The following is a 22,170-nucleotide window of genomic DNA, read 5'->3' as shown; positions in this document are numbered from 1 at the left end:
TAGCATAAACGTGTTTTCTACAGCACATGCATACCGCCGTCGACGAGGAGCACATCCCCCGTGACATAATCCGAAGCGGCGGAAGCAAGGAATACGGCGGCGCCTTTCAAATCGTGGTCATTGCCGAACCGTTTCAGCGGCGTGGCCTCCAAAATCGGGTCTTTCCCGCGCTCGATGATGACCCGGGCCATTTTGGTCGGGAAAAATCCTGGGGCGATCGCGTTGACGTTGATGCCGTACCTTCCCCATTTTGCGGCCAAATCTTTTGTAAACGTAATGATCGCGCCTTTGCTCGTGTTGTAGCCAATCGTATCCATAATGCGCGGATCGACCCCGCCAAGCCCGGCGACAGAGGAAATGTTAATGATTTTGCCGTGCCCCTGTTTGATCATCACTTTCCCAGCCGCCTGGCTCATATGGAAAGTACCGGTCACATTGACATTCATCACTTTTTCCCAGGCTTCTGCCGGCATTTCTTCCGCAGGTGCCCCCCATGTCGCCCCACTGTTATTGACGAGGATGTCGATTTTTCCGAACTTCTTGACCGTCTCCTCCACAATCCGGTCGACCTGGGCGCGGTTCGTGACATCGCACTCAAGCGCGAGCGTTTTGGCGCCAAGTGCTTCAATCCGGCCTGCCGCTTCTTCACATACCGCTTTTTTACGCGAACAGAGCACAACATCCGCCCCCGCTTCCACAAAAGCTGTCGCGATCTGTTCGCCAAGCCCCCTGCCGCCGCCTGTCACGATCGCAGTTTTTCCTTTTAAACTAAACAATTCGAACACGTTCATGGGCCGCACTTCCCCCTTCTTGGTATTTTTTCAGCTCCAGCTTTGCAATCTGCGCAAGGTGCACTTCATCCGGCCCGTCCGCCAGCCGCAATGTACGGGCGTTTGCCCAATGTCTTGCAAGCGGGAAATCGGACGAAACGCCGGCTGCGCCGAACGCCTGGATTGCGCGGTCAATGACAGCCAGTGCCATCCGCGGTGCGACCGCTTTGATCATCGCAATTTCTTTTTTCGCTTCCTTGTTGCCGACCGTATCCATCATATACGCCGCTTTAAGCGTCAACAGCCGCGCCTGTTCAATTTCGATGCGGGACTCAGCCACCCACTGCTGGATGACGCCTTGTTTTGCGAGCGGCTTTCCAAACGGCGCACGATTTTGTATGCGCTTGCATAATTCTTCAAGCGCGCGCTCTGCTGCCCCGATCAGCCGCATGCAGTGGTGGATCCTGCCCGGGCCGAGCCTTCCCTGCGCAATCGCAAATCCTTTTCCTTCGCCCCAAATGATGTTCTCCGCCGGCACGCGCACATTTTCATATGTAATTTCGGCATGGCCGTGCGGTGCATCGTCATATCCAAAAACCGGCAGCATTCTCTCAATCTTCACCCCCGGCGTATCAAGCGGCACGAGAATCATAGACTGCTGCTCATGGCGCGGCGCATCTGGGCCGGTTTTCCCCATCACGATCGCGATTTTGCAGCGTGGATCGCCGGCCCCCGATGACCACCATTTCCGCCCATTAATGATATATTCATCGCCATCGCGCACAATGCTGCACGAAATATTGGTCGCATCCGAAGAAGCCACATCCGGCTCCGTCATCGAAAAACAGGAACGGATCTCCCCGTTTAAAAGCGGCTTCAGCCATTTCTCCTTCTGTTCTTCGCTCCCATAACGGACAAGCACTTCCATATTCCCGGTATCCGGGGCGTTGCAGTTAAATATTTCCGGCCCGATGAAAGACCTCCCCATGATTTCGCACAGCGGCGCATACTCCAGATTCGTAAGCCCCGCCCCGTACTCGCTGTCCGGCAAAAATAAATTCCACAATCCTTCTTTCTTCGCCTTTGCTTTCAGTTCTTCCATCACCGGCGGCACGGTCCATCTTGTTTCCTGCGCATTCAGCTGCTCTTCAAAAACCTTTTCATTCGGGTACACATTCTCTTCCATAAAACGCTCAAGCTTTGAAATCAGTTCTTTCACTTTCGGCGAATAATCAAAATTCACACTGCCCATCCCCCTTTCGCTAACTAACCGGTTAGTATGTTATTTTAAGTATAAACGAAATCGTATGAAAATTTCAAGAAAAAGTGAAGCAGAGGCTGCCCGGCCTTTCCGCTTTTAAGAAGTTTTTCCCTTCAATTGTTCAATCAATGCATCTCCCAGTTCAATGGCCATTTCTGTCATCCAGTTGATTTCTTCCTTGCTTGCGTTGTCAAGATGGGTGCCGGACAGAACGGCGAAATTGCCCCTGAAATGCTTGCGGAGGCGGACGGCCACCTCTTCGGTGATATAAAATTCCTTATGGTTTTGCAGTTGGACTGTCTGCATCGGCTCAAGCCTTGCCCCGGCGGAAATCGTGCCGAGGTGCGGGCGGTCGCCGCCGGAGATCATGACGACAATGTCTTCGCCCATAAAACAGGCGTCCAAAACGAGATGGACGCGCCCCTTCGTTTTCTCGAGATGGATCATCGTTCCACCCTCCTGCTTTTCAACCCGTACCATCTTTTTTCTTCCGGCGCATGGATCCCGAACTGATCCATAACGCGGTACACAATATGGTTCACAATGTCATCAATCGTTTCCGGCTTGTTGTAAAACGCGGGCATCGGCGGAAAAATGACCGCCCCCATCCTGGAGAGGGCAAGCATGTTTTCCAGGTGGATATCGTTGAGCGGCGCTTCCCGCGTTAAAAGCAGCAGTTTTTTCCGTTCTTTTAACATCACATCGGCCGCGCGCGTAACAAGGTTATCGGTATACCCGATCCGGATCGAGGCCAGCGTTTTCATGCTGCATGGCGCCACGATCATGCCATCGACCTGGAATGAGCCGCTGGAAATCGCCGCCCCCAGATCTTTAAAAGAATAGACAACATCAGCCAGCTTTTCAACTTCTTTAATATGGTACGGGGTTTCCGTTTCGATATTGACCCCCGCCCATTTTGACATTACCAGATGCGTTTCCACACCTGCCTCTTTCAGCAATTTAAGCAGGCGGATGCCGAAAATCGCTCCCGTCGCACCCGTCATGCCCACAATGATTTTCATATGCTCCCCCGCCTTTTGCACAAAAAATGGATCGGTTGCCGGCCGGAGCCGGATCCATCGTTTTGAAATGATAGACTGTGTGGATGGCCGCGGATTTACAAAGCCCCCGCGGCCATCAACCCAGCCAAATGATAAAGTATATAACCGCTATACAGTCAATCTTTTTTCACAAATAGGTTCTCCCTGTACGGAGAGCGTTCATCAGGCGGTGTTTTTACTCGAATGACATTAAGCCCCGCAGCCCCAAAAAAACGGGCGCCGATGTTTATCGAAAAGCCCGTTCCGATGCGCGTAATGGATGCTGTGCTGGAGGGTCTGGAAGCAGTCAAACCGGCTGAAATCCAGCCCGGAAGACGAAATGGCCAGGCTCATGGAAGGGGAAATGCCGACCAGGATGGTTTTCGTGCCCATTAAAGCGGAGGCTGTGCCGATCTTCATCTACATCAAGCGCCGTCAAATCAAGCACCACGTATTTCGCTTTATACTGCGGCAAATTGTTCAGCGTTTTTTCAATCAGTTCATCCGCGCGTTCGTCATCATATTGCCCGATTGAAGTCCGCCTACATTGATATTCGGATGTTCGCTCACAGAAAACCCACTCTATTTGGATCAGAATTGGTCATTTCATTATAGCGGCACGCTTTAGACGATTTTATCGAACATGCAAAAACGCGGAGGGCACTTGTGAGGTTCTGAAAAAGCAATTTTTAACCTTTAACAAATTAAAAGCGGCAAGATACCACAACAGATATCTTACCGCTTTTCTTTTGGCGGCCCGGCACGTGCCCGGCCGCCAAATTTTATTCCCCTAAATCCACATTATGGTACACTTGTTGGACGTCTTCCAAATCTTCCAGCGCATCGATCAACTTTTCAAATTTCGCCTGGTCTTCTTCAGAAAGCGTCACATAGTTTTGCGGCAGCATCGTCAGCTCGGCAACCGTAAATTCCGAGATACCGGCATTTTGGAAAGCTTCCTGAACAGCGTGGAACTGGTCCGGTTCGGCGTAAACAATGACGGCGCCATCTTCCTCAAACACATCGCGCACATCAATATCCGCTTCCAATAAAAGTTCGAGCACTTCATCCGCCGTTTTCCCTTCAACGCCGATCACCGCCGTTTTGTCAAACGCATAGGCAACCGAGCCGCTGACGCCCATATTGCCGCCGTTTTTCCCGAACGCGGCGCGCACTTCGGAAGCGGTGCGGTTCACGTTATTCGTCAACGTATCGACAATCACCATCGAACCGTTCGGGCCGAACCCTTCATAGCGCAGTTCGTCATAATTTTCATCCGACCCGCCTTTTGCTTTTTCAATCGCGCGGTCAATGATCGATTTCGGCACGCTGTATGTTTTCGCCCGTTCGAGGACCATTTTCAAAGCGCTGTTCGACACCGGATCCGGTTCCCCCTGCTTTGCCGCAACATAAATTTCGCGCCCGAATTTTGCATAAATACGGCTTGTGTTTGCATCCTTCGCCGCTTTTTTATCCTTTATATTATTCCATTTGCGTCCCATTGGGATCACTCACTTTCAAATAAAATTCAGTTTCATACCGTACTCATCCATTTTTGAATTATACACCAACCGGCCTGTGTTTTTCGAGCCTTTATTGTAGGATGTTAACAAAAAACAAATGTAAACCCTCTCTGCTTTCTGCCGATATGAAAGGTGGATGGGATAATTAGAATCCGCATCAAGGAGGTGGGATTTTTTGTTCAAACAACTAAGATGGAGAAACATAACGATCGGCGGCAAATATTTTGCAGCTATGCTGATGATGGCAGTGGCCTTTCTCACAGCTGTTGTGATCACGTCTATCTCTTTGGCAAATACAAGCCGCTTAATGGAAGGTGCCAAAGAAAGAAACAAAATGGCGATACAGGCGGGCACGCTTGTTAAGCTTTTTAATGAAAAATATACGATGATCCCGGAGTACATCATCCTTTCCCATGATAAGATGTTGACGGAATATTTAACGTACAGCAAGTCCTTTGTCCAAACGGCAAAACAGATCAAGCCGTATTTGTCAGGCCGGGAACTGGATACTTTTAACCAAATGATAGACGCGAACAACCAGCTTGACCAATACTTTTTCAGCAATGTCGTTCCGAACGTCCAGCAGATGAATACAAGCAAATTCCAAACCTTGTACACATCGACAAATCAATTGAAACTGAAAATGGCAAAACTTGGGGAAACATTGAAAACATCTGCAGATGAATCCAGTACAGCCTCATTGCAGAAGTCACAGAACAAGTTGCAACATGTCAAGTTGCTGCTCATCTTGTCTTCAGCAGGCTCCTTGTTCTTTTCCCTCATCTGCCTGATTCTTATCAGCTGGCGGATCAGCCATCATTTGAAAAACATTGTAAACCGCAGCAAAGAAGTCGCAAGTGGGAAACTTGATTCAGCCGAAATCACGTACGACGGCCGGGACGAAATCGGGCAACTCGCCGCTTCTATGAATGAAATGGGGGAAAATCTCCGGAACATGATTGCCGAAATTCGGACGGTCTCCGATGAAATCGACCGGCACAGCACAAATCTGTTTTCCTCGACCGAATCCTTGCATGAAGGGAGCGGCCAGATTGCCGTAACGATTGAAGAAATGGCGTCCGGGGCAGGCACCCAGGCTGAAAACGCTTCTTTCATTTCCCAAAGTGCGCAGACTTTCAATGAAGAATTGGCGGAGGCGCAAAGCCATAATGAAAAACTCGTTGGATTTTCCAATGAAGTGCTCGAAGCGTCCTCATCCGGAAATGCGCTCATGCAGATGTCTTTGCAGCAAATGCATACGATTACGGATACGTTCCGGCAATCGGTTGCCAATGTAAAACATTTGGAGGAACAGGCCCATGCGATTGCGAAAATCGTCGATGTCATTAAAGGCATTGCCGCTCAGACGAATTTGCTTTCGCTTAACGCATCCATCGAAGCCGCCCGTGCCGGTGAAGCAGGGAGCGGTTTTGCCGTTGTGGCGGAAGAAGTTCGAAAACTTGCGGACGGGGTGGCGCAGTCTGTCGGCGAAATTACTTCCATCGTGTTTTCCATTCAAGATGCGGCCGGAAAAATTGCATCGGATTTATCCGAAGGCTTTCAAGAAGTCCAAAAAGGTTCCGTGCAAATTGAAACGACCGGAAAACAGTTTGAAATCATTAAAGCCAAGGTGGAAGACATGGCCGAAAGAATCCAGGGAGTCTCCGCCGCTTTTTCCCATATTTTAGCGTCCAGCCAAAAAATGGGCGAATCGGTTGAACATATTGCCGCCGTGACCGAGGAATCCGCCGCGGGTGCTGAGGAAATTTCAGCTTCCGTATTGGAACAGCGCCATTCCATCGAATCGATCGCAGAAAGCGCCAAGACGCTTGCATCAATGGTGGAACAGATGAACAGCCTCGTCAGGAAATTTACGCTTTAAAGGGGGCCTACCGGGTGAAAAAATATTGGAAATTGATGGTGCTTCTTATCGTGTCGGCCTTGATTATCCCGGCTTGCTCCAATACGGCAGACAACACGAGCAACGGCCGGAAAGTCAAATTGATCAAAAATGAGGATCAAGTCTATGTCGGTTTTTTAATTGATACGTTAAAAGATGCACGCTGGTACAGGGATAAAAAATTATTCGAAAAACAAGTGAAAGATCTCGGAGGGGAAGTGAAAACGCTGGCTGCGAACGGGCTGGATGATGTGCAGATCGACCAGGCCAAATTGCTGATCGAAGAAGGTGTGGATATTTTGGTCGTCGTGCCCCATAATGCGGAGATCGCAGCCAAAATTGTCACGATGGCGCACAAATCCGGCGTAAAAGTTATATCATACGACCGCCTGATTACAAATGCCAATGTCGATTATTATATTTCGTTTGACAATGAAAAAGTCGGGGAACTGCAGGCGAAGGAAATTTTGAAGCACCAGCCTGAAGGGAATTTTGCTTATGTCGGCGGCGCGGAATCCGACCATAATGCCATTCTGTTCCGGCAGGGGGCCATGAACGTGCTCAAGCCCCTGATCGATAAAGGAAAAGTGAAACTGGTGTACGATCAGTATACAAACGAATGGGATCCGGAAACGGCGAAAAAAAATATGCAGGCGCTTTTGAAAAAACGCGGAAACAAGATTGATGCGGTCATTGCCGCAAACGACGGGACGGCCGGCGGGGTGATTGAAGCACTTGATACAGCTGGCTTGGCCAGGAAAGTGCCGGTATCGGGCCAGGATGCGGAACTGCCGGCCATCCACCGCATTTTAAAAGGAACGCAAACAATGACCGTGTACAAACCGATTTCTAAAATTGCAACGGAGGCGGCAAAACTGGCCGTCCATGTGGCAGAAGGGAAAAAGGTAACCACTGACACTACCATAAACAACGGAAAAATCAATGTCCCTACGATTTTACTCGAACCGATTGCGGTCACAAAGCGCAATATTAAAGATACAGTGATCCAAGACAAATTTTATACCAAACAGGAAGTTTACCAATGAAAACGGGACCCCCGCTTTGATTTTCAAAGCCGGGGTTTTTGTTTGGAGGGAGTGGTTGCGGCACCATTTCGCCATGTTTCGGTCCAATTCCAACAAAACTTAGTACTTCATCTTGGTCCGGATACCTGACCACAAGGCAATAGCCAATCCGCCGAGCATATCCGCTATCAGATCGGTCATCGTATCTTTATTTCCGCTCCCCTGCAAGGTAGATCCGAAAAGCCGGTCTGCGGTAAATTCATACATTTCCCATAACACACCGCCCAAAGAAGCAAACCCGAGCACACATAAAAATACAAACCACGCGGAGATTTCTCTGCCCGCATTTCGCAGCACCAATCGTTCATATAAAGCCACTGCGGTAAACCCAAGAATGCATCCACTCACAAAGTGCATCAATGTGTCCCACCAGCCAAGGCCGTACCATCCCTGGATCGAGCCGAGATACTGGGAACCAATTAAAAAAAGAAAATAGGAAATGGTGATGGGCAAATGGAACCGAAACTTTGTAAACAGGTCAAGGACGAGGGGAACTGCGCCGCAAAGAACGCCGCTGATTGCCACCGCCGCCTTCCATGATTCCCCTGAAACATATTGTGTGGCGGCTAATATACCCATCCACACCACATAAGCCAAACTGATTCCGAGCACGATTTTCCGGTTCATGTTTTCCACTTTCCTTCTTAAACGTTTTGCTTCCTGATGCCAGTATAAACCGCAATTGCGATTCCGCCAAAAAGGCCTGCCAAAAGATCATACATAGTATCTGTATTTCCTCCGCGCTGCATCGTATGGGAGGCGATCACATCCCCCAAAAATTCATACACTTCCCAAAGCACGCTGGCAATGACGGCAAGAGACAGCACAAAAAGCACGGGAATCCACCGGGATACATTCCGCCTGGCTGTTTCCGGGATAAACATTTTATAGAGCGTAATGCCGACACAGGCCACAAATACGCCTTTATAAAAATGGACTGACGTATCCCACCACTTAAAACGGTCGTAAAAACCCCCGATCGAACCGAGGCCGATCGAGCAGAAAACAAATATGTACCAGCCAATGACCGTCGGCGTATTGATTCGGTTATTTTTCAAAAATAACAATCCGAGCGGCAGCGCACTTAACGCAATGCCGCCAAGTGCAATCACCCAGCGCAGGGAATCATGCTTGATAATGAAATAAATCATCAGTCCGGCCATTCCAATGATAAATACAACACTGAACAGTATAATGACAATGCGTTTCAATCTCCCACCCCATATCCTAATGATCCATGATTAAGATGCCCCGCTTTTCTAAATCCATTCATGGCTGGTAAAAAAAACAAATATCATCTTTTTATAAAGGTTCCGCTGAATCATTGCTATAATGATGGCAGTGCATATTCAAGTGAGGCGTGGTTGTGGAAAGTACATCATATTTTTTAATTAAATCTTCTCGTCATCTTCGTTTCTCTCCTTTTTGTTCAGTATTGGACAAGCCAGCCTAAACCGAATAAAAACGCGGTTAACATTTTGATTTGTTACTCTTTAACCGTTTCAATCTCCCTTTGCATGCTGATGCCGGTGACCATTCATGGCGGCATCATTTTCGACTTGCGATATATTCCGTTTGTAATCGATTGCTTATATGCGAATAGATTTACAAGATACTGGATGATCGTGCTTATGATCGGGCTGCGGTTATTTAAAGGGTTTGAGCACTCATGGTTTGCGATTTCTAACATCGTTTTGTTCTATATCGTGATCATGTTACTGAAGAAACAGTTTATGCAGCTGTCAATACCAAAGAAAATTTTACTGTCGACATCACTCATGATTGGGATAACAGTCTGGAGTATAATTGGTGTGAACCTATTCTTCCATTTGCCGATTACACTGCCTTTTTCATTCGCATATGTGGCGATCCAGTCAGACGGCATGTTTATCGTCGGCTATATGGTTGAACACATCCGGAAGCAGCACCTTGTCCTTCGCCGGTTGATCCGGATGGAAAAAATGGAAGTGGTCAGCCATTTGGCGGCAAGCATATCGCATGAAATCAGAAACCCGCTGACCGCAACACGCGGCTTTTTACAATTATTGATGGAATCCAAAGATATACCGGAAGACAAGAAAAAATACATATCGATTGCCGTAAGCGAGCTGGATCAGGCAGAAGGGATTATCCGGTATTACTTGACATTTGCAAAACCGGCACCGGAAAAACTTGAAGTGTTGAATTTGGAAGAAGAGATTGAAAAGGCAATACGTATTCTGGAACCGCTCGCGAACATGAATGCTGTTGACATCCGCCCGCACTTACATTCCTGTAAGATGGTCGGCAATACGGGGTTCTTTCAGCAGATCCTCATCAATATTATGAAAAACGGCATTGAAGCGATGCCAAACGGGGGAGTCCTTTCCATTTATACAAAGCAGGACAGTTCCAAAGTCTCGATTATCATCGCAGATGAAGGTGTCGGCATGGATGAAGCGCAAAAAAGCAGGCTGGGGGAACCTTATTTCTCGACGAAAGAATCGAAAGGAACCGGACATGGCATGATGGTCGTTTTCCGCCTTGTGGAAACGATGAACGGAAGCGTTCAGGTGGACAGCGAAAAAGGAAAAGGAACGACCATTACACTTATTTTTCCTGCCCTTTCAGAAACAACGAAAAAAATCTTACTGCAGCCGCGACCGGGGATTCTTTTTAAGCCGGACTTTCACCAGGACTGCCGGGGATATATCCGGATCTGGAAAAATGAAAAGCATCCAAGTTTACAAAATCCTTTTCACTGTTTAGAATAAAGCATTGCACATTTTCATGAAGAAATGAGGTGTTCTTTTGCCTTCCTCTATCAAAACCTACCAGGATGACCCGACTGTCCAAAGCAAACGGTGGGTCATTTTAATCGTTCTAAACTTATTTACTTTTATGTCCACGCTGGACGGCAGCATCGTCAATATTGCCCTGCCTTCCATATCCAAAAATTTGCACCTGGCGATTGCGGAATCGGAATGGGTCGTAACCGGCTATATGCTGACGATCTGCGCACTGATTCTATTTTTCGGGAAACTTGGCGATATGTTCGGCAAAATTAAGCTGTTTAAGCTCGGCTGCGTTATCTTTATTGCCGGCTCGCTGCTTTGCGGCCTCAGCCAATCGCTTTTTTCCCTCGTCGCTTCCCGGGTTGTCCAGGCCGTGGGAGCTTCGATGACGATGTCCACCAACCAGGGCATTATTACGGAAATTTTTCCCGCCACCGAACGCGGACGGGCGCTCGGTCTGATTGGAACATTTGTTTCCCTCGGAAGCATCGCGGGGCCGAGCATCGGCGGGTTTATCGTGTCGGGCTTGGGATGGCCGTATATTTTCTGGGTCAATGTACCGATCGGTTTGATTGCCATTATCCTCGGCTGGCTTTTTCTGCCGCGCGACCTCATCAAAACGCGGGCCAAACTCGATATTCCGGGAAGCCTTTTGTTTGCGGCAAGCATCGTTTTCATTTTTGCCGGCCTGCTGTTAAGCCAGCAGACAGGGTTTAGGGATCCACGCATCATTGCTGCGTTAATCGGCGGTGTGATCTTATTCTCCATTTTCTTATTCGTGGAATCCCGCAAAAAAGATCCGATGATGCAGCTTGAACTTTTCAAAAACCCGTTGTTTTCGCTCAGCATTTTTTGCGGCTTTCTTGTATTTGCCAGCAACTTCTGCTTTAACATCGTCTCGCCGTTTTATACGCAGGATATTTTGCATTTGACGCCGTCCGAGTCCGGGCTTGTGCTCATGCTGTTCCCAATCACGATGGTGGTCGTTGCGCCATTGAGCGGGGCATTGAGCGATAAAATCGGTTCCGAGCTGCTGACGTTTATCGGGCTGCTGTTAATGGTCGCAGCGCAGATCGGCCTTGCCAGCCTCCATCAGGGGAGCGCCGTCGCACTTGTATGTATGCTTACGGCCATGCTCGGCATCAGCAGCGGGCTGTTCCAATCCCCGAATAATTCGCTCGTCATGTCGACGGTCAAACGGACGCAGCTCGGCATTGCCGGCAGCATCAATGCGCTCGTCCGGAATGTCGGGATGGTCGTCGGGATTTCAATCGCCACAAGCACGCTGTTCGGCGTGATGAGCCACGAAGCCGGCCGCCGCGTTACCGCACTCATCCTGAACCGCCCCGATATTTTCATAGACGGCATGCATGTTGTCTTTATCGGGTCAGCGGGCATCTGCCTCCTCGGCGCCGTCCTGACAGGCTGGCGGCTTTTCCAGGCAAGAAAAAGAAAAGGGCAAACCCGGCAGACTGTTTAATGTGAAAGGGGCTGACCTCAAAGCCCCTTTTTAAGCGGAAATTTTTATCAGATGATCTTGAGTAAGCTTCTCAGATCCATTTCTTCGGGAAATTTTTCTCTAACGGTCGTGACATAGCTTCTCTGAACCGTTTCCTCGAGAAAATTTTCCTCTAACAGTCTTGACGAGGCTTCTCTGAACTATTTTTTCGGGAATATTTTCCTCTAACGATCCTGACAAAGCTTCTCTGAACCATTTCTTTCGGGAAAACTTTTCTCTAACGGAGCTGTCCCAAAAGTCGATAGATTGACCAGGGGACACCCCCTTTTTTAAAGTTATCTGAGAATGTTAATGATCGCGAAATTCACTCACTTCCCACACGCCGCGAGCCTCCTCACTCGTCCCTCAAGCACACTGGATCTCTTATTACTCGCTTATCCCGCAGGAGTCTCGTAAACTTCGCGATCATCAACAGGTAATATACAGCGTAAAATTGGGACCCCATATGAAAAAATGTTATATGCCGCGCTTGCCCTGCTGCTTGTCTGGCAAATGTCAAATGAACCGGCAATTCAGGGCCCAAAGCTGAGCGGCTATTTACAATCTTAACATTTTTCGCTACGATAACATCAGTGACAATAAAAGAAGGGCTGATGTATGTTTTTTGGGCTGGATCCATCTTTGTTATTTATTTTAATCGCGTTTGGTTTTTGTGCAGCGTTTATTGATTCGGTTGTCGGAGGGGGCGGCCTCATTTCGCTGCCTGCCCTGATGTTTACCGGGCTTTCGCCTTCCGCGGCAGTTGCGACCAATAAATTGGCGGGCACTATGGGGTCTTTTACGAGCACATTCGTTTTTTACCGTTCCGGAAAACTCGATTTATCCTCGATTTATAAGCTGTTCCCGCTCACCTTTTTCGGCTCGATGCTGGGTGCTTATACGGTCCATCTGATCGACCCGGAAGTGCTGAAACCGCTCATGCTCGTGATGCTAGCGGCAGTCGGCATTTATACCATCATCAAAAAAGACTGGGGAAAGATCCTGACGTATAAAAAATTATCGGTCCGCCGCTATATTCTGTTTACGGTATTGATTTTCTTCATCGGGTTTTACGACGGATTCCTCGGCCCGGGCACCGGTTCGTTTTTAATGTTTGCTTTTCTGTTGATCGGATTTGATTTTTTAAAAGCGGCCGGAAACGCCAAGTTTTTGAACTTTGGAAGCAATATTGCGGCATTGATCATGTTCATATGTTTAGGCCAGATCCATTATGCTTATGGGATACCGATGGGGCTTGCACAAATCGCCGGTTCCGTTGTTGGATCAAAGTTTGCGATCAAACGGGGGAGCAACTACGTCCGGATTCTGTTCATTGCCGTAACGTTCCTGCTGCTGGCGAAAAATACGTATGATTATGTACATTCCTTTATTTTCGGCTAATAGAGGCAAAACTTCCGGCACTTTTGTGAACCGGGCTTCGTCCTGCATCCCGAGCCCGCAAACTTAACTTACTTGTGCCACGGGAAAAGCCCGGGAGATGCTGCTACCGCGCAATCTCCCCGGGCTTTTTTAAGCGGAGGTGATTTGAAATCAATACAGCTTGGCTCACTGTCTTCATCGGTGCGTTTTTTGAAGTATTTTGGGTCATCGGTTTAAAACATGCAGACAATATTTGGGAATGGATCGGCACACTGATTTCGATTGCGGCCAGTTTTTACGCACTGATTGCCGCAGGGAAAAAACTCCCGGTCGGAACGGTTTACGCCGCTTTTGTCGGTCTCGGCACTGCGGGAACGGTTTTTGCCGGCATAGTCTTTTTCGGTGAACCGTTCAGCCCTGTAAAAATCGTGCTGATTTTGATTTTACTGGCAGGCATTATCGGTTTAAGGCTTGTGGAAAACGAGAACAGCGAGGAAGGGGCGGATTCATAGTGGCTTGGTTTTCTTTACTTGTTGCAGGGATATGTGAAATGCTTGGTGTTGCCGCGATGAATATGCTGAACCGCCGCCGCAATTGGCAGTCTGTGTTGCTCATGGTCCTTGCTTTCGGTGGGAGTTTCCTATTTATGTCCCTCACCATGAAAACTTTGCCGATGGGAACGGCCTACGCCGTTTGGACCGGAATCGGCGCCGCGGGCGGAACAATTTTGGGCATGATTTTTTACGGCGAATCCAAAGACTGGAGAAGAATCGTCTTCATTACGATGATTTTAGGCGCGGCGGTCGGTTTGAAGCTGGTTTCGTGACACCGCCGCCCCTTGTTCATGAAGCCTTGCGTTTTTCTTTAAAAGACAAAATAAAAATCGTGCTGATAATCATGAGTGACCCGATACACTCAAAAAACCCTATTGAAACATGCAGCCATACGACAGAAAGAAAAGCGGCGGTCAGAGGCTCGGCTGTCGCAAGCACGCTCGTTTCCGCGGCGCTTAAATATTTCAGGCTCTCCAAATAGCAAAAAAATGCGGTCAGCGTCCCGAAAGCAATGACAAAGGCAATCGCCAAAAAAGCGGCCAGGGAAAATTCCCCCGCTGCCTGCCACGGCGGGTGGATAAAACTTAAGACGATTCCCCCGACCAGCATGCCCCACCCGACGGTTACAACCGACCCCCACTGCATGAGAAGTTTGTGCGGCTGGAGGGTGTAAAAAGTAGCGGCAAATGCGGTCAGCACTCCCCAGAAAAGCGCCCTGCCCGAAATGGAAAGGGTCGTAAAACTGCCGTGCGTCACAAGCAAAGACGTTCCGGCAAAAGCCAGCCCCACTGCCAGCAGCTGTTTCCGGTCCGGCATTTTTCTGAAGCGGGCAGCCAAGTAGCACGTCACGACGACAGGCTCAAGGCTTTGCAGGACCGTTGCCGTAGCCGCGTTGCCATATTTGATGGCCGAAAAATACGTGTATTGGACACCGAGCATACCAAATATAGCAAAACAGACAAGGCTCCTTCTTGCGGATGGATCCGCCCAAACCGCCCAGATGCGGGATTTTTCTTTTCTGTAGCAAACCCCGAGCAAGAGCACCCCGGATACAAGCAACCTCAAGACAGTTAACCATTGCATATGAACATGCAAGTGTTGGAACAAATACTGCGCAATAGTTCCGGAAACGCCCCACAGCACTGCTCCCGTTAAAACAAGCGCAATCCCCCTCGCCCTAAAAGAAGTGTTCTCCGATGCGGTATTCTGTATTACTTTTTCCATTACTCTCCCATCTTTTTCTAATTTTTATCAGAAAGCTATATTAGTATACAATCTTGTGATTGCGGAATCCTCCTGCTTTCCGCAAGACGCGAGCCTCCCCGCCCGGTACCTCAGCACAGGGGCGCTTATCTCGCAGAAGTCTCGAAATTAGCGATCATCAACGATAAAATGAAACGAATCCTATCAAAAATTTCCCCGGCTGACCAGACGGGCGGCAACCCCAAAATCATAAGGATCACCGCCCCGGCAAGCCAGTTCTTCGGCTTTCCGCTATCCATCCGTGCTTCCGACTTTTTTGTGCAGACGCGAATCACTTCTTCCGGAGTCATTTTCAAAACAGCCATATTTCCGCAGGCACCATGATTACATCATCCTGCCAGCCGAGAATCGGAATGAAATCCAGGATCAGTTCAACCGGGCGGCAGGCATCCAGCAAAAGCTATGGCATACCACATGACCCTTTCATCCTTGTATGCGAAGGAAAGAATGAAAATTTGTTTTTTCAAGGCCTGTGCCCAAACATTTCATCCGCTCCGCTGTTCCTGCCTGAAATTTTCGGCAACAGGACAACCGTCACTTCCCCAGTTACAACCAGTTTGTCGTTCGCGACTACTTCTGTGTTGACTTGATATTTTTTCGGATGGATTTCTGTGACGGTGCCAATGGCTTTGAGCGGCACGCCAAACGGAGCCGGCTTTTTATAATCGACTTTTAAAGTGCTTGTGACAAATCTTGGCGGCTCCGTGCCGTCCCCCAATTCATTTCCGTTCTTCCTTTGCAAATACAACGAAGCAGAGCCGGCGCTGTGGCAGTCGATCAGCGATGCCAGCAGCCCGCCGTAAGCAAAATCGGGAATCCCCCCTGTATGTTCAGGCTGCAGTGTGTAAATGGTAATGGTTTTATCCCCAGCCAGCCCGTGCGGAAATGGTGGCCCTTTTCGTTCAACCGCCCGCAACCGTAACACGAGGCAAACGAATCCGGATAAAAATCCTGTACCGCCTTTGTGATTTTTTCCGCCATCCTCTCCCCCTCCGTTTTTTCATTGTTTTGTTTATACATAAAATTATAATATGCTTTCGGGTAATTGTACCATCCTTATATAAGAATATTCGAAGCATTGCAGCCCGTAAAAAAACCCGCCGGAAAAGCTTCTCAGCGGGAACACACCTTAATCTATAAACGTCCTTTTTAGTTGTAGCACTTCTTCCTCACTTAAGCCGGTCACTTCTGCAATAAACGCCACATCCAACTGCTTTTGAATGGTTTTCCTTTGATCAAGCTGAAAACGGCAGTCGCGGTGCCTCAGTCGGATCAACGAATCTCTTGTTTGTGTATAGGCACTCTATCTAAAAATCACCGGAAAATTCTAATTTTATTCTTAATGAATAAAATTAATCATATGTTTTTCTATATGCGACCCTGCAAACCAAAGAGTATTGTAATCATTACCAGTTGATGCGCTGTTTAGAAAAAACGTGACTGCTTTTCTTGGCTTATGATCATTAGGAGCCTTCTAAGAAACAAAACGCCTCTCCTTTTCTTGGCTAATGGTTGGTGGCTATCTACCCCCATAACGGACTGTCTAGCGAATCGCCATGCACGGCGCATTAAAAAAACCATCAAGAATTCTTAATGGGTTTTCAAAAATATGCAGTTATATGGTAACAGGATTTTTTTGGAAACTCTCGGAATACAGGCTGTATGCCACGGTTTTCTTGTTGTCTTGCTTGAATACATCGATATGATCCTTGTGGCGATACACCATAAACCGGGCGTCCTTTTTCCCGATCTTCGCATCAATAATCAACGGCGTCCCGCTTTTTTCCGGAAGGACATAATATTTTTCCAAAAAAATCGCCTTGTTGAACTCGTTGATGACTTTACGTTTTTCGTCGCCTTCCAAATATTTTCCGTCGATGTTGACTGTCACATTTTCTTCATCAAGCTTCGGATGCACCTCAAATTTTCCGACAAACCAGTCTGCAACAAAAGTTGGAGGACAAGACACCAATAGTTTGACAATCGCAATCGCAAATATGCCGAGCACCCATGCCCACGTTGCCATTTTTCCCATCTCCGTTGTATATTTTTACATCCTTATTGTAAAATCAGTTAAAAACTGTTTCAATAGTGGAAACTCTGATATTTGTGACGATCATGTTACATTTTGTTGAATAAAAAAACTGCCTCCCTATTCGATAAGGAGACAGCAAGATGCTTATTCGGAATTCAAAACCAGTTATTTCTCCACGCCGGATATCCTTTCCACAATCTCCGCCAGCGCATCGCGGACCGGTGTAACCGGGCGGCCGAGCAATTTTTCAAAGTCGTTGCTCTCAACTTCGAGCGCGCCTTCACGGATGCCTTTCTGGATGTCAACCAGCATCGGGACAACCGCATTCGGAACGCCCGCTGCTTTCATGGCTTCGGCATATGCGGCGTCATCCACATGCTGCACCTGTACTTCTTTTCCTATAATCCCGCCAAGCACAGCGGCCAGTTCACCGTATGTCAACAGTTTTCCTGACAGCTCGTAAACCGTGTTTTCGTGCCCGCTGCCCGACAAGACCGCTGCCGCTGCTTCCGCATAATCGCGCTGCGGGGCCCAGCCGACTTTGCCTTTTCCGGCTGATGTTACCAATGGCGCGCCTGCCAAGACGCCTTGGACACTGCCGATTTCGTTTTCCAAATACCAGTTGTTGCGCAGGAAAGAATACGGGATGCCCGTTTTTAAAATCGCTTCTTCCGTCACTTTGTGCACCGGGGCAAGAAACATTTTGCTTTTCGCCGCATTCACAAGGCTTGTATATGCAATGAATCCGACCCCTGCCCGTTCAGCTGCTGCCACCGCGTTCGTGTGCTGCCGGATTCTTGTTTCGTTATCCCCGTCCGCAGAAATCATGAGCATCCGGTCGATCCCTTTAAAAGCTGTGTCCAATGTTTCCGGGTAATCGAAATCTCCGTGACGCACATCGACCCCCTTTTCCTTCAGCCCTTTTGCCTTCTCCGGATTGCGGACGCTCACCGCGAGCTGATCTGCCGGCACGGTTTTTAAGAGTATTTCCACCACTTTTGACCCAAGTTTCCCTGTTGCGCCCGTGACGAGTATTTTCATATCTGATCTGACTCCTCCTTTATCATCTTGTAACCATTTTAATTACAACATGTGTGGTTTGTCAAACTATCAATCCGGAGCCTGCCGCTTTGATCCCCTCAAAAAAACAGCTCAAAAATATGAGCGGCCTAACAAAGTATCAGGAGATGCCACTATGTGTCAACAGCTTTGAAATAAAAGTCCTGTCCAATTTCATCAAACAGTATAAATGAAGCATTTCATCACCTAAACTATTTTAACGCTATGATTCAGAGATGCCGGGGATGGAGATCAATCTATGCATACTCCGTTTGTCGGTAATTTTTAAAGTTGGAAAATACTTGCTCTCGCAATCCTAAAGTCAGCTGCCGAAAAAGAAAAATCCAACCCTCACCCACATATAATTGCTGTAAAATAAAATTAACAAGATTTCCTTGATCAGGAAGTGGTGAAAATGCCTGCCATCTTTTCATTCCTCATTCTTTTCGGCTTGCTGTCCGGAATGGTGCTTTTCCGAAAAAATTCCGTTCCGCAAAAAAGCGGCAAGAGATACAGCCATGAAACGATTTCGGTCATCATCCCGGCGAGAAATGAGGAAAAGCATTTGCCAGCATTATTGGAATCCTTATGGAGGCAAACAGTAAAACCGGATGAAATCATTGTCGTGGATGACCATTCCGAAGACCAGACAAAAGAAATAGCCGAGAGATGCGGCGCTGCCGTTTTTTCCGCGCCTGATCTTCCGGAAAGCTGGACGGGGAAAACTTGGGCCGTGTGGAACGGCTATTTGAGGTCAAGTGGAGATTTTTTGGTATTTTTGGATGCGGATATCCGCCTTGCTGAAAACGCCATTGCATCCCTCATCGCGGAACAAAAAAGACAGGGCGGCGTCATCTCCGTCGTTCCGTACCATCACACTGAAAAATTTCACGAAAAATTTGCGATGATCCTGAACTTATTGGGAATATTCGCGTTCACCTCGCCGTTTGAAAGGAAAAACCGGCAAAAAGGTCTTTATGGCGCCTGTATTGTAGCCACAAGAAAAGATTACGAAAAAATCGGCGGACACCAAAGCATCCACGCCGAAATGCTGGATGATCTCAATTTAGGCGCCCGGTTCCAAAATGCCGGGATCCGGGTCACAAATCTTATTGGCAGCGGGCTTGTCTCCTTCCGCATGTACCCGGACGGGATCAAAAGCGAACTGGAAGGTTTCGCAAAAGGCGCGGTATTGAGCACGTCCGCCATCCATTCTTTTACGCTCGCCGCCATTATTTTATGGATTCTTGGCCTGCTTTTATCCGAGCTCTGTTTCTTTTTGATCGGCACGCCCGGCTTTTTCCCTTTATGCGCAGGCTATCTCTTGTATGCAGCCCAAATCTATTTTTTCAACCGGCATGCGGGGAACTTCGGCATTCTCCACCCCGTTTGCCATTTTCTATCCACTATTTTTTTCCTTATTGTTGTCGGATACTCCCTTTACCAGGCTGTTTTTCGCAAAAAAGTGGTCTGGAAAGGCAGGTATATCCATGTCGGAAGGGGGCATAAATGATGACGCTTTTATTAACCGTGATCTGTTTTCTTTCCGGTTCTCTGATGTTTTCTTACTGGATCGGCTTTTTGTTGGAGATCAATATACGGGCAACGGGAGACGGGAATCCCGGTGCCGCGAATCTTTGGAAGGAAGCCGGGGCTGGATATGGGCTGCTCGGGATTGCGCTTGATTTTGGAAAAGGCTATTTGCCGGTATTCCTTATCATCCAATCCGGCGCCGTATCGGGATATGGGCTGGTTCCCGTTGCCCTTGCCCCTGTTTTCGGCCATGCCTTTTCCCCTTTTTTAAAAGGGAACGGCGGAAAAAGCCTTGCCGTCAGCTTCGGCGTTTGGAGCGCCTTGACGAAGTTCCGCGCATCGCTTACCTATGCCCTGATCCTTGCGTCCCTGTACGTTATCACGAAAATCATGAAAAAGGGTAAAAAAACCACAAGCAATGAAGATGGCATCCAAACGACCGTCGGGTTCCTGCTTTTGGCAGTTTATTTGTTTTGGAAACACTACCCCGGCTTTATCCATTGGATTTGGCTTGGCAACTTTTCCCTGCTTTTTTGGAAAAACAAACATGCCCTCGCCGAAAAGCTCAAACGCCCTTGATCCTTAAAAATTCCGGTCCAGCAATTTTCCCACTTGTTCTGCCACTTCCCGGGGCGGATAAGGCATGCCGTTTGACACCCACCATTCCACGATCCCTACAATGGCCGCACCAAAGAAATGGATGACGACATCTTTGCTTAACCCCTGATTTTTTTCTTCTGCCGCATCCACTTCCCCCTTTAACTCTTCGACAATTAATTGAAGAAACCTGGTACGGAAATAAGGGGCGCCTTTACTCTCCAGCATCGTTGAGAAGAATAAATAATTTTTTTCAAAGTAATCAAACCAGACCCATTCCCCATCGGTGAAACTCATATCGGCTGTGTCCTCGCACAGCTTCCGTAGCATGTCAATATGTTCTTCAATGAGCTTGTCGAGCAGATCAAATTTATCCACGTAATGAAGATAAATGGTTCCCCGGTTTACATCCGCTCTGTCGGCAATATCCTGAATGGTAATGTCATCAAAATTTTTTTCAGCCATCAGTTCAATTAAAGCATTTTTAATCGCTGCCTGGGATTTCAGGACTCTTCTATCCACGATTTCGCCACCTAACTTTCCTAGAGTTTATCAACAATTTCGATTTATTTGTGCAATAATCAACAAATTCTATCATTTTAACCATTGAAAGTTTTCCTGTTCCTTTTATAATTATAAACAGATGTTGATTAATCAATCAATATTGATTTTTTGTAAGGAGGAAATTGCAAATGGCATCATTAAAAGATAAAGTTGTCATCATTGCCGGCGCCTCAAGCGGTATCGGTGAAGCCACTGCTCGCCGTCTGGCAACAGAAGGCGCCAAACTTGTAATCGGTGCACGCCGTGTGGAGCGGTTAAAACAATTGGCTGAGTCTTTGCAGGATGCGGAAATCTATTATCAAGCAGCCGACGTAACCAAACCGGAAGATATGGAAGCCCTCGCTAAACTGGCGATGGACAAGTTCGGCCGCATTGATGTCATGTTTAATAATGCGGGGATTATGCCGACTGCCAATTTAAGCGAGCTCCGCCGCAATGAATGGCGGCAAATGCTGGACATCAACATCATGGGTGTGCTGAACGGTATCGCCGCTGTACTGCCGATCATGAAAAAACAGCAATCCGGCCATATTATTGCGACCGATTCCGTAGCCGGGCACCTCGTTTATCCGGGATCCGCTGTTTACTGCGGCACTAAGTTTGCCGTCCGCGCGATCATGGAAGGGCTGCGCCAGGAAGAAAGGGAAAATAACATCCGGTCAACGATTATTTCACCAGGCGCAGTCGATACCGAACTTTATACAACGATTAATGACCCTAAAAATCGTGAACGGGTAAAAAATAACCAACGTACGCCCGGGTTCGGACTTACTTCAGAACAAGTTGCGGATGCCGTCGCCTATGCCATCGGTACACCGGAAAATGTCGCCATCAGTGAAATATTAATCCGCCCGACGAAGCAAGTTCTTTGATCACTAAAAAGGAAAGGATGTTTAAAATGGCATTTCAAAAGCAAACGGCCGGACGCGAATTGCTTGGGGATTTTGCCCCTAAATTTGCAGAGTTGAATGATGATGTGCTGTTCGGCCAAGTCTGGTCGCGTGAAGCCGAACTCTCCGCCCGCGACCGCAGTTTAATCACAGTCGCCTGCCTGATCTCGGGCGGTAACTTTGAACAATTAAAAGTTCACTTAAACAAAGCAAAGGAAAATGGCGTCACCAAAGCAGAAATAGCAGAAGCCATTACCCATTTAGCCTTTTATACCGGCTGGCCGAAAGCCTGGTCCGCCTTCAATCTGGCGAAGGAAATTTACGCGGAAGACTGAGTAAAGCGCCGATACAACTGGTTAACTTCCTGTTCAGCATACCTTGAAAAAGAAGGTATGCTTTTTATGAATAAAAGCGAATGATTTTATACGATGTTTTTCTAAACGA

25 protein-coding genes and 2 pseudogenes are annotated in these 22,170 nt (G+C 47.9%); 11 read left to right on the top strand and 16 right to left on the bottom strand.

All coding sequences use genetic code 11. The features are described from left to right. Positions 1–17: 17 nt before the first annotated feature. The 6 genes and pseudogenes from BpJC4_RS06730 to BpJC4_RS06705 all read right to left on the bottom strand — a co-directional run bounded on the left by BpJC4_RS06730 (position 18) and on the right by BpJC4_RS06705 (position 4,573). Positions 18–791: an SDR family oxidoreductase gene (locus tag BpJC4_RS06730; RefSeq protein ID WP_151697697.1), complete on the bottom strand. Its 774-nt coding sequence runs from the start codon at positions 789–791 to the stop codon at positions 18–20. Beyond that, entirely contained in the window at positions 769–2,013 is a 1,245-nt protein-coding gene (locus tag BpJC4_RS06725; protein ID WP_151697696.1) for an acyl-CoA dehydrogenase, read from the bottom strand. The genes BpJC4_RS06730 and BpJC4_RS06725 overlap by 23 nt, the downstream gene beginning before the upstream one ends. Positions 2,014–2,127: 114 nt before the next feature. Continuing rightward, complete coding sequence (lpdD, locus tag BpJC4_RS06720) at positions 2,128–2,478, bottom strand: prenylated flavin chaperone LpdD (RefSeq protein WP_151681080.1); 351 nt, start codon at positions 2,476–2,478, stop codon at positions 2,128–2,130. Beyond that, a pseudogene (locus BpJC4_RS06715) lies at positions 2,479–3,053 on the bottom strand (non-oxidative hydroxyarylic acid decarboxylases subunit B); the annotation flags it as partial. It lies immediately after the preceding gene. Positions 3,054–3,281: 228 nt separating this feature from the next. After that, entirely contained in the window at positions 3,282–3,491 is a 210-nt protein-coding gene (locus BpJC4_RS16535) for an STAS domain-containing protein (protein ID WP_253693776.1), read from the bottom strand. Positions 3,492–3,853: 362 nt separating this feature from the next. Next, positions 3,854–4,573 (bottom strand): YebC/PmpR family DNA-binding transcriptional regulator, encoded by a 720-nt coding sequence (locus BpJC4_RS06705; RefSeq protein ID WP_151697694.1) that lies wholly within the window; start codon positions 4,571–4,573, stop codon positions 3,854–3,856. Between the two features lie 196 nt (positions 4,574–4,769). Here BpJC4_RS06705 and BpJC4_RS06700 point away from each other — a divergent pair, with 196 nt between their 5' ends. Then, positions 4,770–6,476: a methyl-accepting chemotaxis protein gene (locus BpJC4_RS06700; RefSeq protein WP_151697693.1), complete on the top strand. Its 1,707-nt coding sequence runs from the start codon at positions 4,770–4,772 to the stop codon at positions 6,474–6,476. A gap of 35 nt (positions 6,477–6,511) precedes the next feature. Next, on the top strand, positions 6,512–7,540 hold the full coding sequence (locus tag BpJC4_RS06695) for a sugar ABC transporter substrate-binding protein (protein WP_151697705.1): 1,029 nt from the start codon (positions 6,512–6,514) through the stop codon (positions 7,538–7,540). 99 nt (positions 7,541–7,639) lie between these two features. Here the strand turns inward: BpJC4_RS06695 and BpJC4_RS06690 are convergent, their stop codons facing one another. Beyond that, positions 7,640–8,206 carry a DUF2238 domain-containing protein gene (locus BpJC4_RS06690; protein ID WP_151681084.1) on the bottom strand — a complete coding sequence of 189 codons (567 nt, stop codon included), beginning with the start codon at positions 8,204–8,206 and terminating at the stop codon, positions 7,640–7,642. A gap of 17 nt (positions 8,207–8,223) precedes the next feature. After that, positions 8,224–8,790, bottom strand: a complete 567-nt coding sequence (locus tag BpJC4_RS06685; protein WP_172967483.1) for a DUF2238 domain-containing protein — start codon at positions 8,788–8,790, stop codon at positions 8,224–8,226. Positions 8,791–9,057: 267 nt separating this feature from the next. Here BpJC4_RS06685 and BpJC4_RS06680 point away from each other — a divergent pair, with 267 nt between their 5' ends. The 5 genes from BpJC4_RS06680 to BpJC4_RS06660 all read left to right on the top strand — a co-directional run bounded on the left by BpJC4_RS06680 (position 9,058) and on the right by BpJC4_RS06660 (position 14,057). Next, the gene (locus BpJC4_RS06680; protein ID WP_151697691.1) at positions 9,058–10,332 is read left to right on the top strand and encodes an ATP-binding protein; all 1,275 of its coding nucleotides are present in this window, start codon (positions 9,058–9,060) and stop codon (positions 10,330–10,332) included. 37 nt (positions 10,333–10,369) lie between these two features. Then, positions 10,370–11,833: an MFS transporter gene (locus BpJC4_RS06675; protein ID WP_151697690.1), complete on the top strand. Its 1,464-nt coding sequence runs from the start codon at positions 10,370–10,372 to the stop codon at positions 11,831–11,833. 636 nt (positions 11,834–12,469) lie between these two features. Further along, positions 12,470–13,252, top strand: a complete 783-nt coding sequence (locus BpJC4_RS06670; RefSeq protein ID WP_151681088.1) for a TSUP family transporter — start codon at positions 12,470–12,472, stop codon at positions 13,250–13,252. A 149-nt stretch (positions 13,253–13,401) separates the two neighbouring features. Further along, complete coding sequence (locus BpJC4_RS06665; protein ID WP_151681116.1) at positions 13,402–13,743, top strand: DMT family transporter; 342 nt, start codon at positions 13,402–13,404, stop codon at positions 13,741–13,743. Then, the gene (locus BpJC4_RS06660) at positions 13,743–14,057 is read left to right on the top strand and encodes a DMT family transporter (protein ID WP_151681089.1); all 315 of its coding nucleotides are present in this window, start codon (positions 13,743–13,745) and stop codon (positions 14,055–14,057) included. The genes BpJC4_RS06665 and BpJC4_RS06660 overlap by 1 nt, the downstream gene beginning before the upstream one ends. A 16-nt stretch (positions 14,058–14,073) precedes the next feature. Here BpJC4_RS06660 and BpJC4_RS06655 read toward each other — a convergent pair whose 3' ends face one another. The 7 genes and pseudogenes from BpJC4_RS06655 to BpJC4_RS06635 all read right to left on the bottom strand — a co-directional run bounded on the left by BpJC4_RS06655 (position 14,074) and on the right by BpJC4_RS06635 (position 18,124). Continuing rightward, positions 14,074–15,009, bottom strand: a complete 936-nt coding sequence (locus tag BpJC4_RS06655; protein WP_151697689.1) for a DMT family transporter — start codon at positions 15,007–15,009, stop codon at positions 14,074–14,076. 125 nt (positions 15,010–15,134) lie between these two features. Next, positions 15,135–15,353 carry a hypothetical protein gene (locus BpJC4_RS16940; protein ID WP_308689682.1) on the bottom strand — a complete coding sequence of 73 codons (219 nt, stop codon included), beginning with the start codon at positions 15,351–15,353 and terminating at the stop codon, positions 15,135–15,137. Next, positions 15,341–15,445, bottom strand: a complete 105-nt coding sequence (locus BpJC4_RS16935; RefSeq protein WP_308689680.1) for a DUF1232 domain-containing protein — start codon at positions 15,443–15,445, stop codon at positions 15,341–15,343. Before BpJC4_RS16935 ends, BpJC4_RS16940 begins: the two co-directional genes overlap by 13 nt. 66 nt (positions 15,446–15,511) lie before the next feature. Beyond that, positions 15,512–16,029, bottom strand: a pseudogene (locus tag BpJC4_RS06645) (PaaI family thioesterase). A 148-nt stretch (positions 16,030–16,177) separates the two neighbouring features. Beyond that, entirely contained in the window at positions 16,178–16,324 is a 147-nt protein-coding gene (locus BpJC4_RS16105; RefSeq protein WP_172967481.1) for a hypothetical protein, read from the bottom strand. Positions 16,325–16,663: 339 nt separating this feature from the next. Next, positions 16,664–17,074, bottom strand: coding sequence for a YfmQ family protein (locus tag BpJC4_RS06640; protein ID WP_151681091.1), 411 nt, complete (start codon positions 17,072–17,074; stop codon positions 16,664–16,666). 174 nt (positions 17,075–17,248) lie between these two features. Further along, positions 17,249–18,124: an SDR family oxidoreductase gene (locus BpJC4_RS06635; RefSeq protein WP_151681092.1), complete on the bottom strand. Its 876-nt coding sequence runs from the start codon at positions 18,122–18,124 to the stop codon at positions 17,249–17,251. Between the two features lie 433 nt (positions 18,125–18,557). Here BpJC4_RS06635 and BpJC4_RS06630 point away from each other — a divergent pair, with 433 nt between their 5' ends. Together BpJC4_RS06630 and BpJC4_RS06625 are read left to right on the top strand one after the other, a co-directional pair. Then, positions 18,558–19,655, top strand: a complete 1,098-nt coding sequence (locus BpJC4_RS06630) for a glycosyltransferase family 2 protein (protein ID WP_151697688.1) — start codon at positions 18,558–18,560, stop codon at positions 19,653–19,655. Then, complete coding sequence (locus tag BpJC4_RS06625; RefSeq protein WP_151681117.1) at positions 19,655–20,254, top strand: glycerol-3-phosphate acyltransferase; 600 nt, start codon at positions 19,655–19,657, stop codon at positions 20,252–20,254. Before BpJC4_RS06630 ends, BpJC4_RS06625 begins: the two co-directional genes overlap by 1 nt. A gap of 3 nt (positions 20,255–20,257) precedes the next feature. Here BpJC4_RS06625 and BpJC4_RS06620 read toward each other — a convergent pair whose 3' ends face one another. Continuing rightward, a complete protein-coding gene (locus tag BpJC4_RS06620; protein WP_259370050.1) occupies positions 20,258–20,794 on the bottom strand; it encodes a TetR/AcrR family transcriptional regulator in 537 nt (178 codons plus the stop codon). 170 nt (positions 20,795–20,964) lie between these two features. Here BpJC4_RS06620 and BpJC4_RS06615 point away from each other — a divergent pair, with 170 nt between their 5' ends. Together BpJC4_RS06615 and BpJC4_RS06610 are read left to right on the top strand one after the other, a co-directional pair. Then, entirely contained in the window at positions 20,965–21,708 is a 744-nt protein-coding gene (locus BpJC4_RS06615) for an SDR family oxidoreductase (RefSeq protein WP_151697687.1), read from the top strand. A 26-nt stretch (positions 21,709–21,734) separates the two neighbouring features. Further along, entirely contained in the window at positions 21,735–22,061 is a 327-nt protein-coding gene (locus tag BpJC4_RS06610; protein ID WP_151681095.1) for a carboxymuconolactone decarboxylase family protein, read from the top strand. Positions 22,062–22,170 lie beyond the last annotated feature (109 nt).

The organism is Weizmannia acidilactici (assembly GCF_008974185.1).
GTDB classification, from domain to species: Bacteria; Bacillota; Bacilli; order Bacillales; family Bacillaceae_C; genus Weizmannia; species Weizmannia acidilactici.
Note: the sequence above shows the minus strand (reverse complement) of the source record. Positions and strands in the feature narration are given on the sequence as shown.

Coding starts and splice junctions, on each gene's coding strand:
- BpJC4_RS06730 (WP_151697697.1), bottom strand. CDS start 791: ATGAACGTGTTCGAATTGTTTAGTTTAAAAGGAAAAACTGCGATCGTG.
- lpdD (WP_151681080.1), bottom strand. CDS start 2,478: ATGATCCATCTCGAGAAAACGAAGGGGCGCGTCCATCTCGTTTTGGAC.
- BpJC4_RS16535 (WP_253693776.1), bottom strand. CDS start 3,491: ATGAAGATCGGCACAGCCTCCGCTTTAATGGGCACGAAAACCATCCTG.
- BpJC4_RS06705 (WP_151697694.1), bottom strand. CDS start 4,573: ATGGGACGCAAATGGAATAATATAAAGGATAAAAAAGCGGCGAAGGAT.
- BpJC4_RS06695 (WP_151697705.1), top strand. CDS start 6,512: ATGGTGCTTCTTATCGTGTCGGCCTTGATTATCCCGGCTTGCTCCAAT.
- BpJC4_RS06690 (WP_151681084.1), bottom strand. CDS start 8,206: ATGAACCGGAAAATCGTGCTCGGAATCAGTTTGGCTTATGTGGTGTGG.
- BpJC4_RS06670 (WP_151681088.1), top strand. CDS start 12,470: ATGTTTTTTGGGCTGGATCCATCTTTGTTATTTATTTTAATCGCGTTT.
- BpJC4_RS06655 (WP_151697689.1), bottom strand. CDS start 15,009: ATGGAAAAAGTAATACAGAATACCGCATCGGAGAACACTTCTTTTAGG.
- BpJC4_RS16940 (WP_308689682.1), bottom strand. CDS start 15,353: ATGGCTGTTTTGAAAATGACTCCGGAAGAAGTGATTCGCGTCTGCACA.
- BpJC4_RS06640 (WP_151681091.1), bottom strand. CDS start 17,074: ATGGCAACGTGGGCATGGGTGCTCGGCATATTTGCGATTGCGATTGTC.
- BpJC4_RS06635 (WP_151681092.1), bottom strand. CDS start 18,124: ATGAAAATACTCGTCACGGGCGCAACAGGGAAACTTGGGTCAAAAGTG.
- BpJC4_RS06630 (WP_151697688.1), top strand. CDS start 18,558: ATGCCTGCCATCTTTTCATTCCTCATTCTTTTCGGCTTGCTGTCCGGA.
- BpJC4_RS06625 (WP_151681117.1), top strand. CDS start 19,655: ATGACGCTTTTATTAACCGTGATCTGTTTTCTTTCCGGTTCTCTGATG.
- BpJC4_RS06615 (WP_151697687.1), top strand. CDS start 20,965: ATGGCATCATTAAAAGATAAAGTTGTCATCATTGCCGGCGCCTCAAGC.
- BpJC4_RS06610 (WP_151681095.1), top strand. CDS start 21,735: ATGGCATTTCAAAAGCAAACGGCCGGACGCGAATTGCTTGGGGATTTT.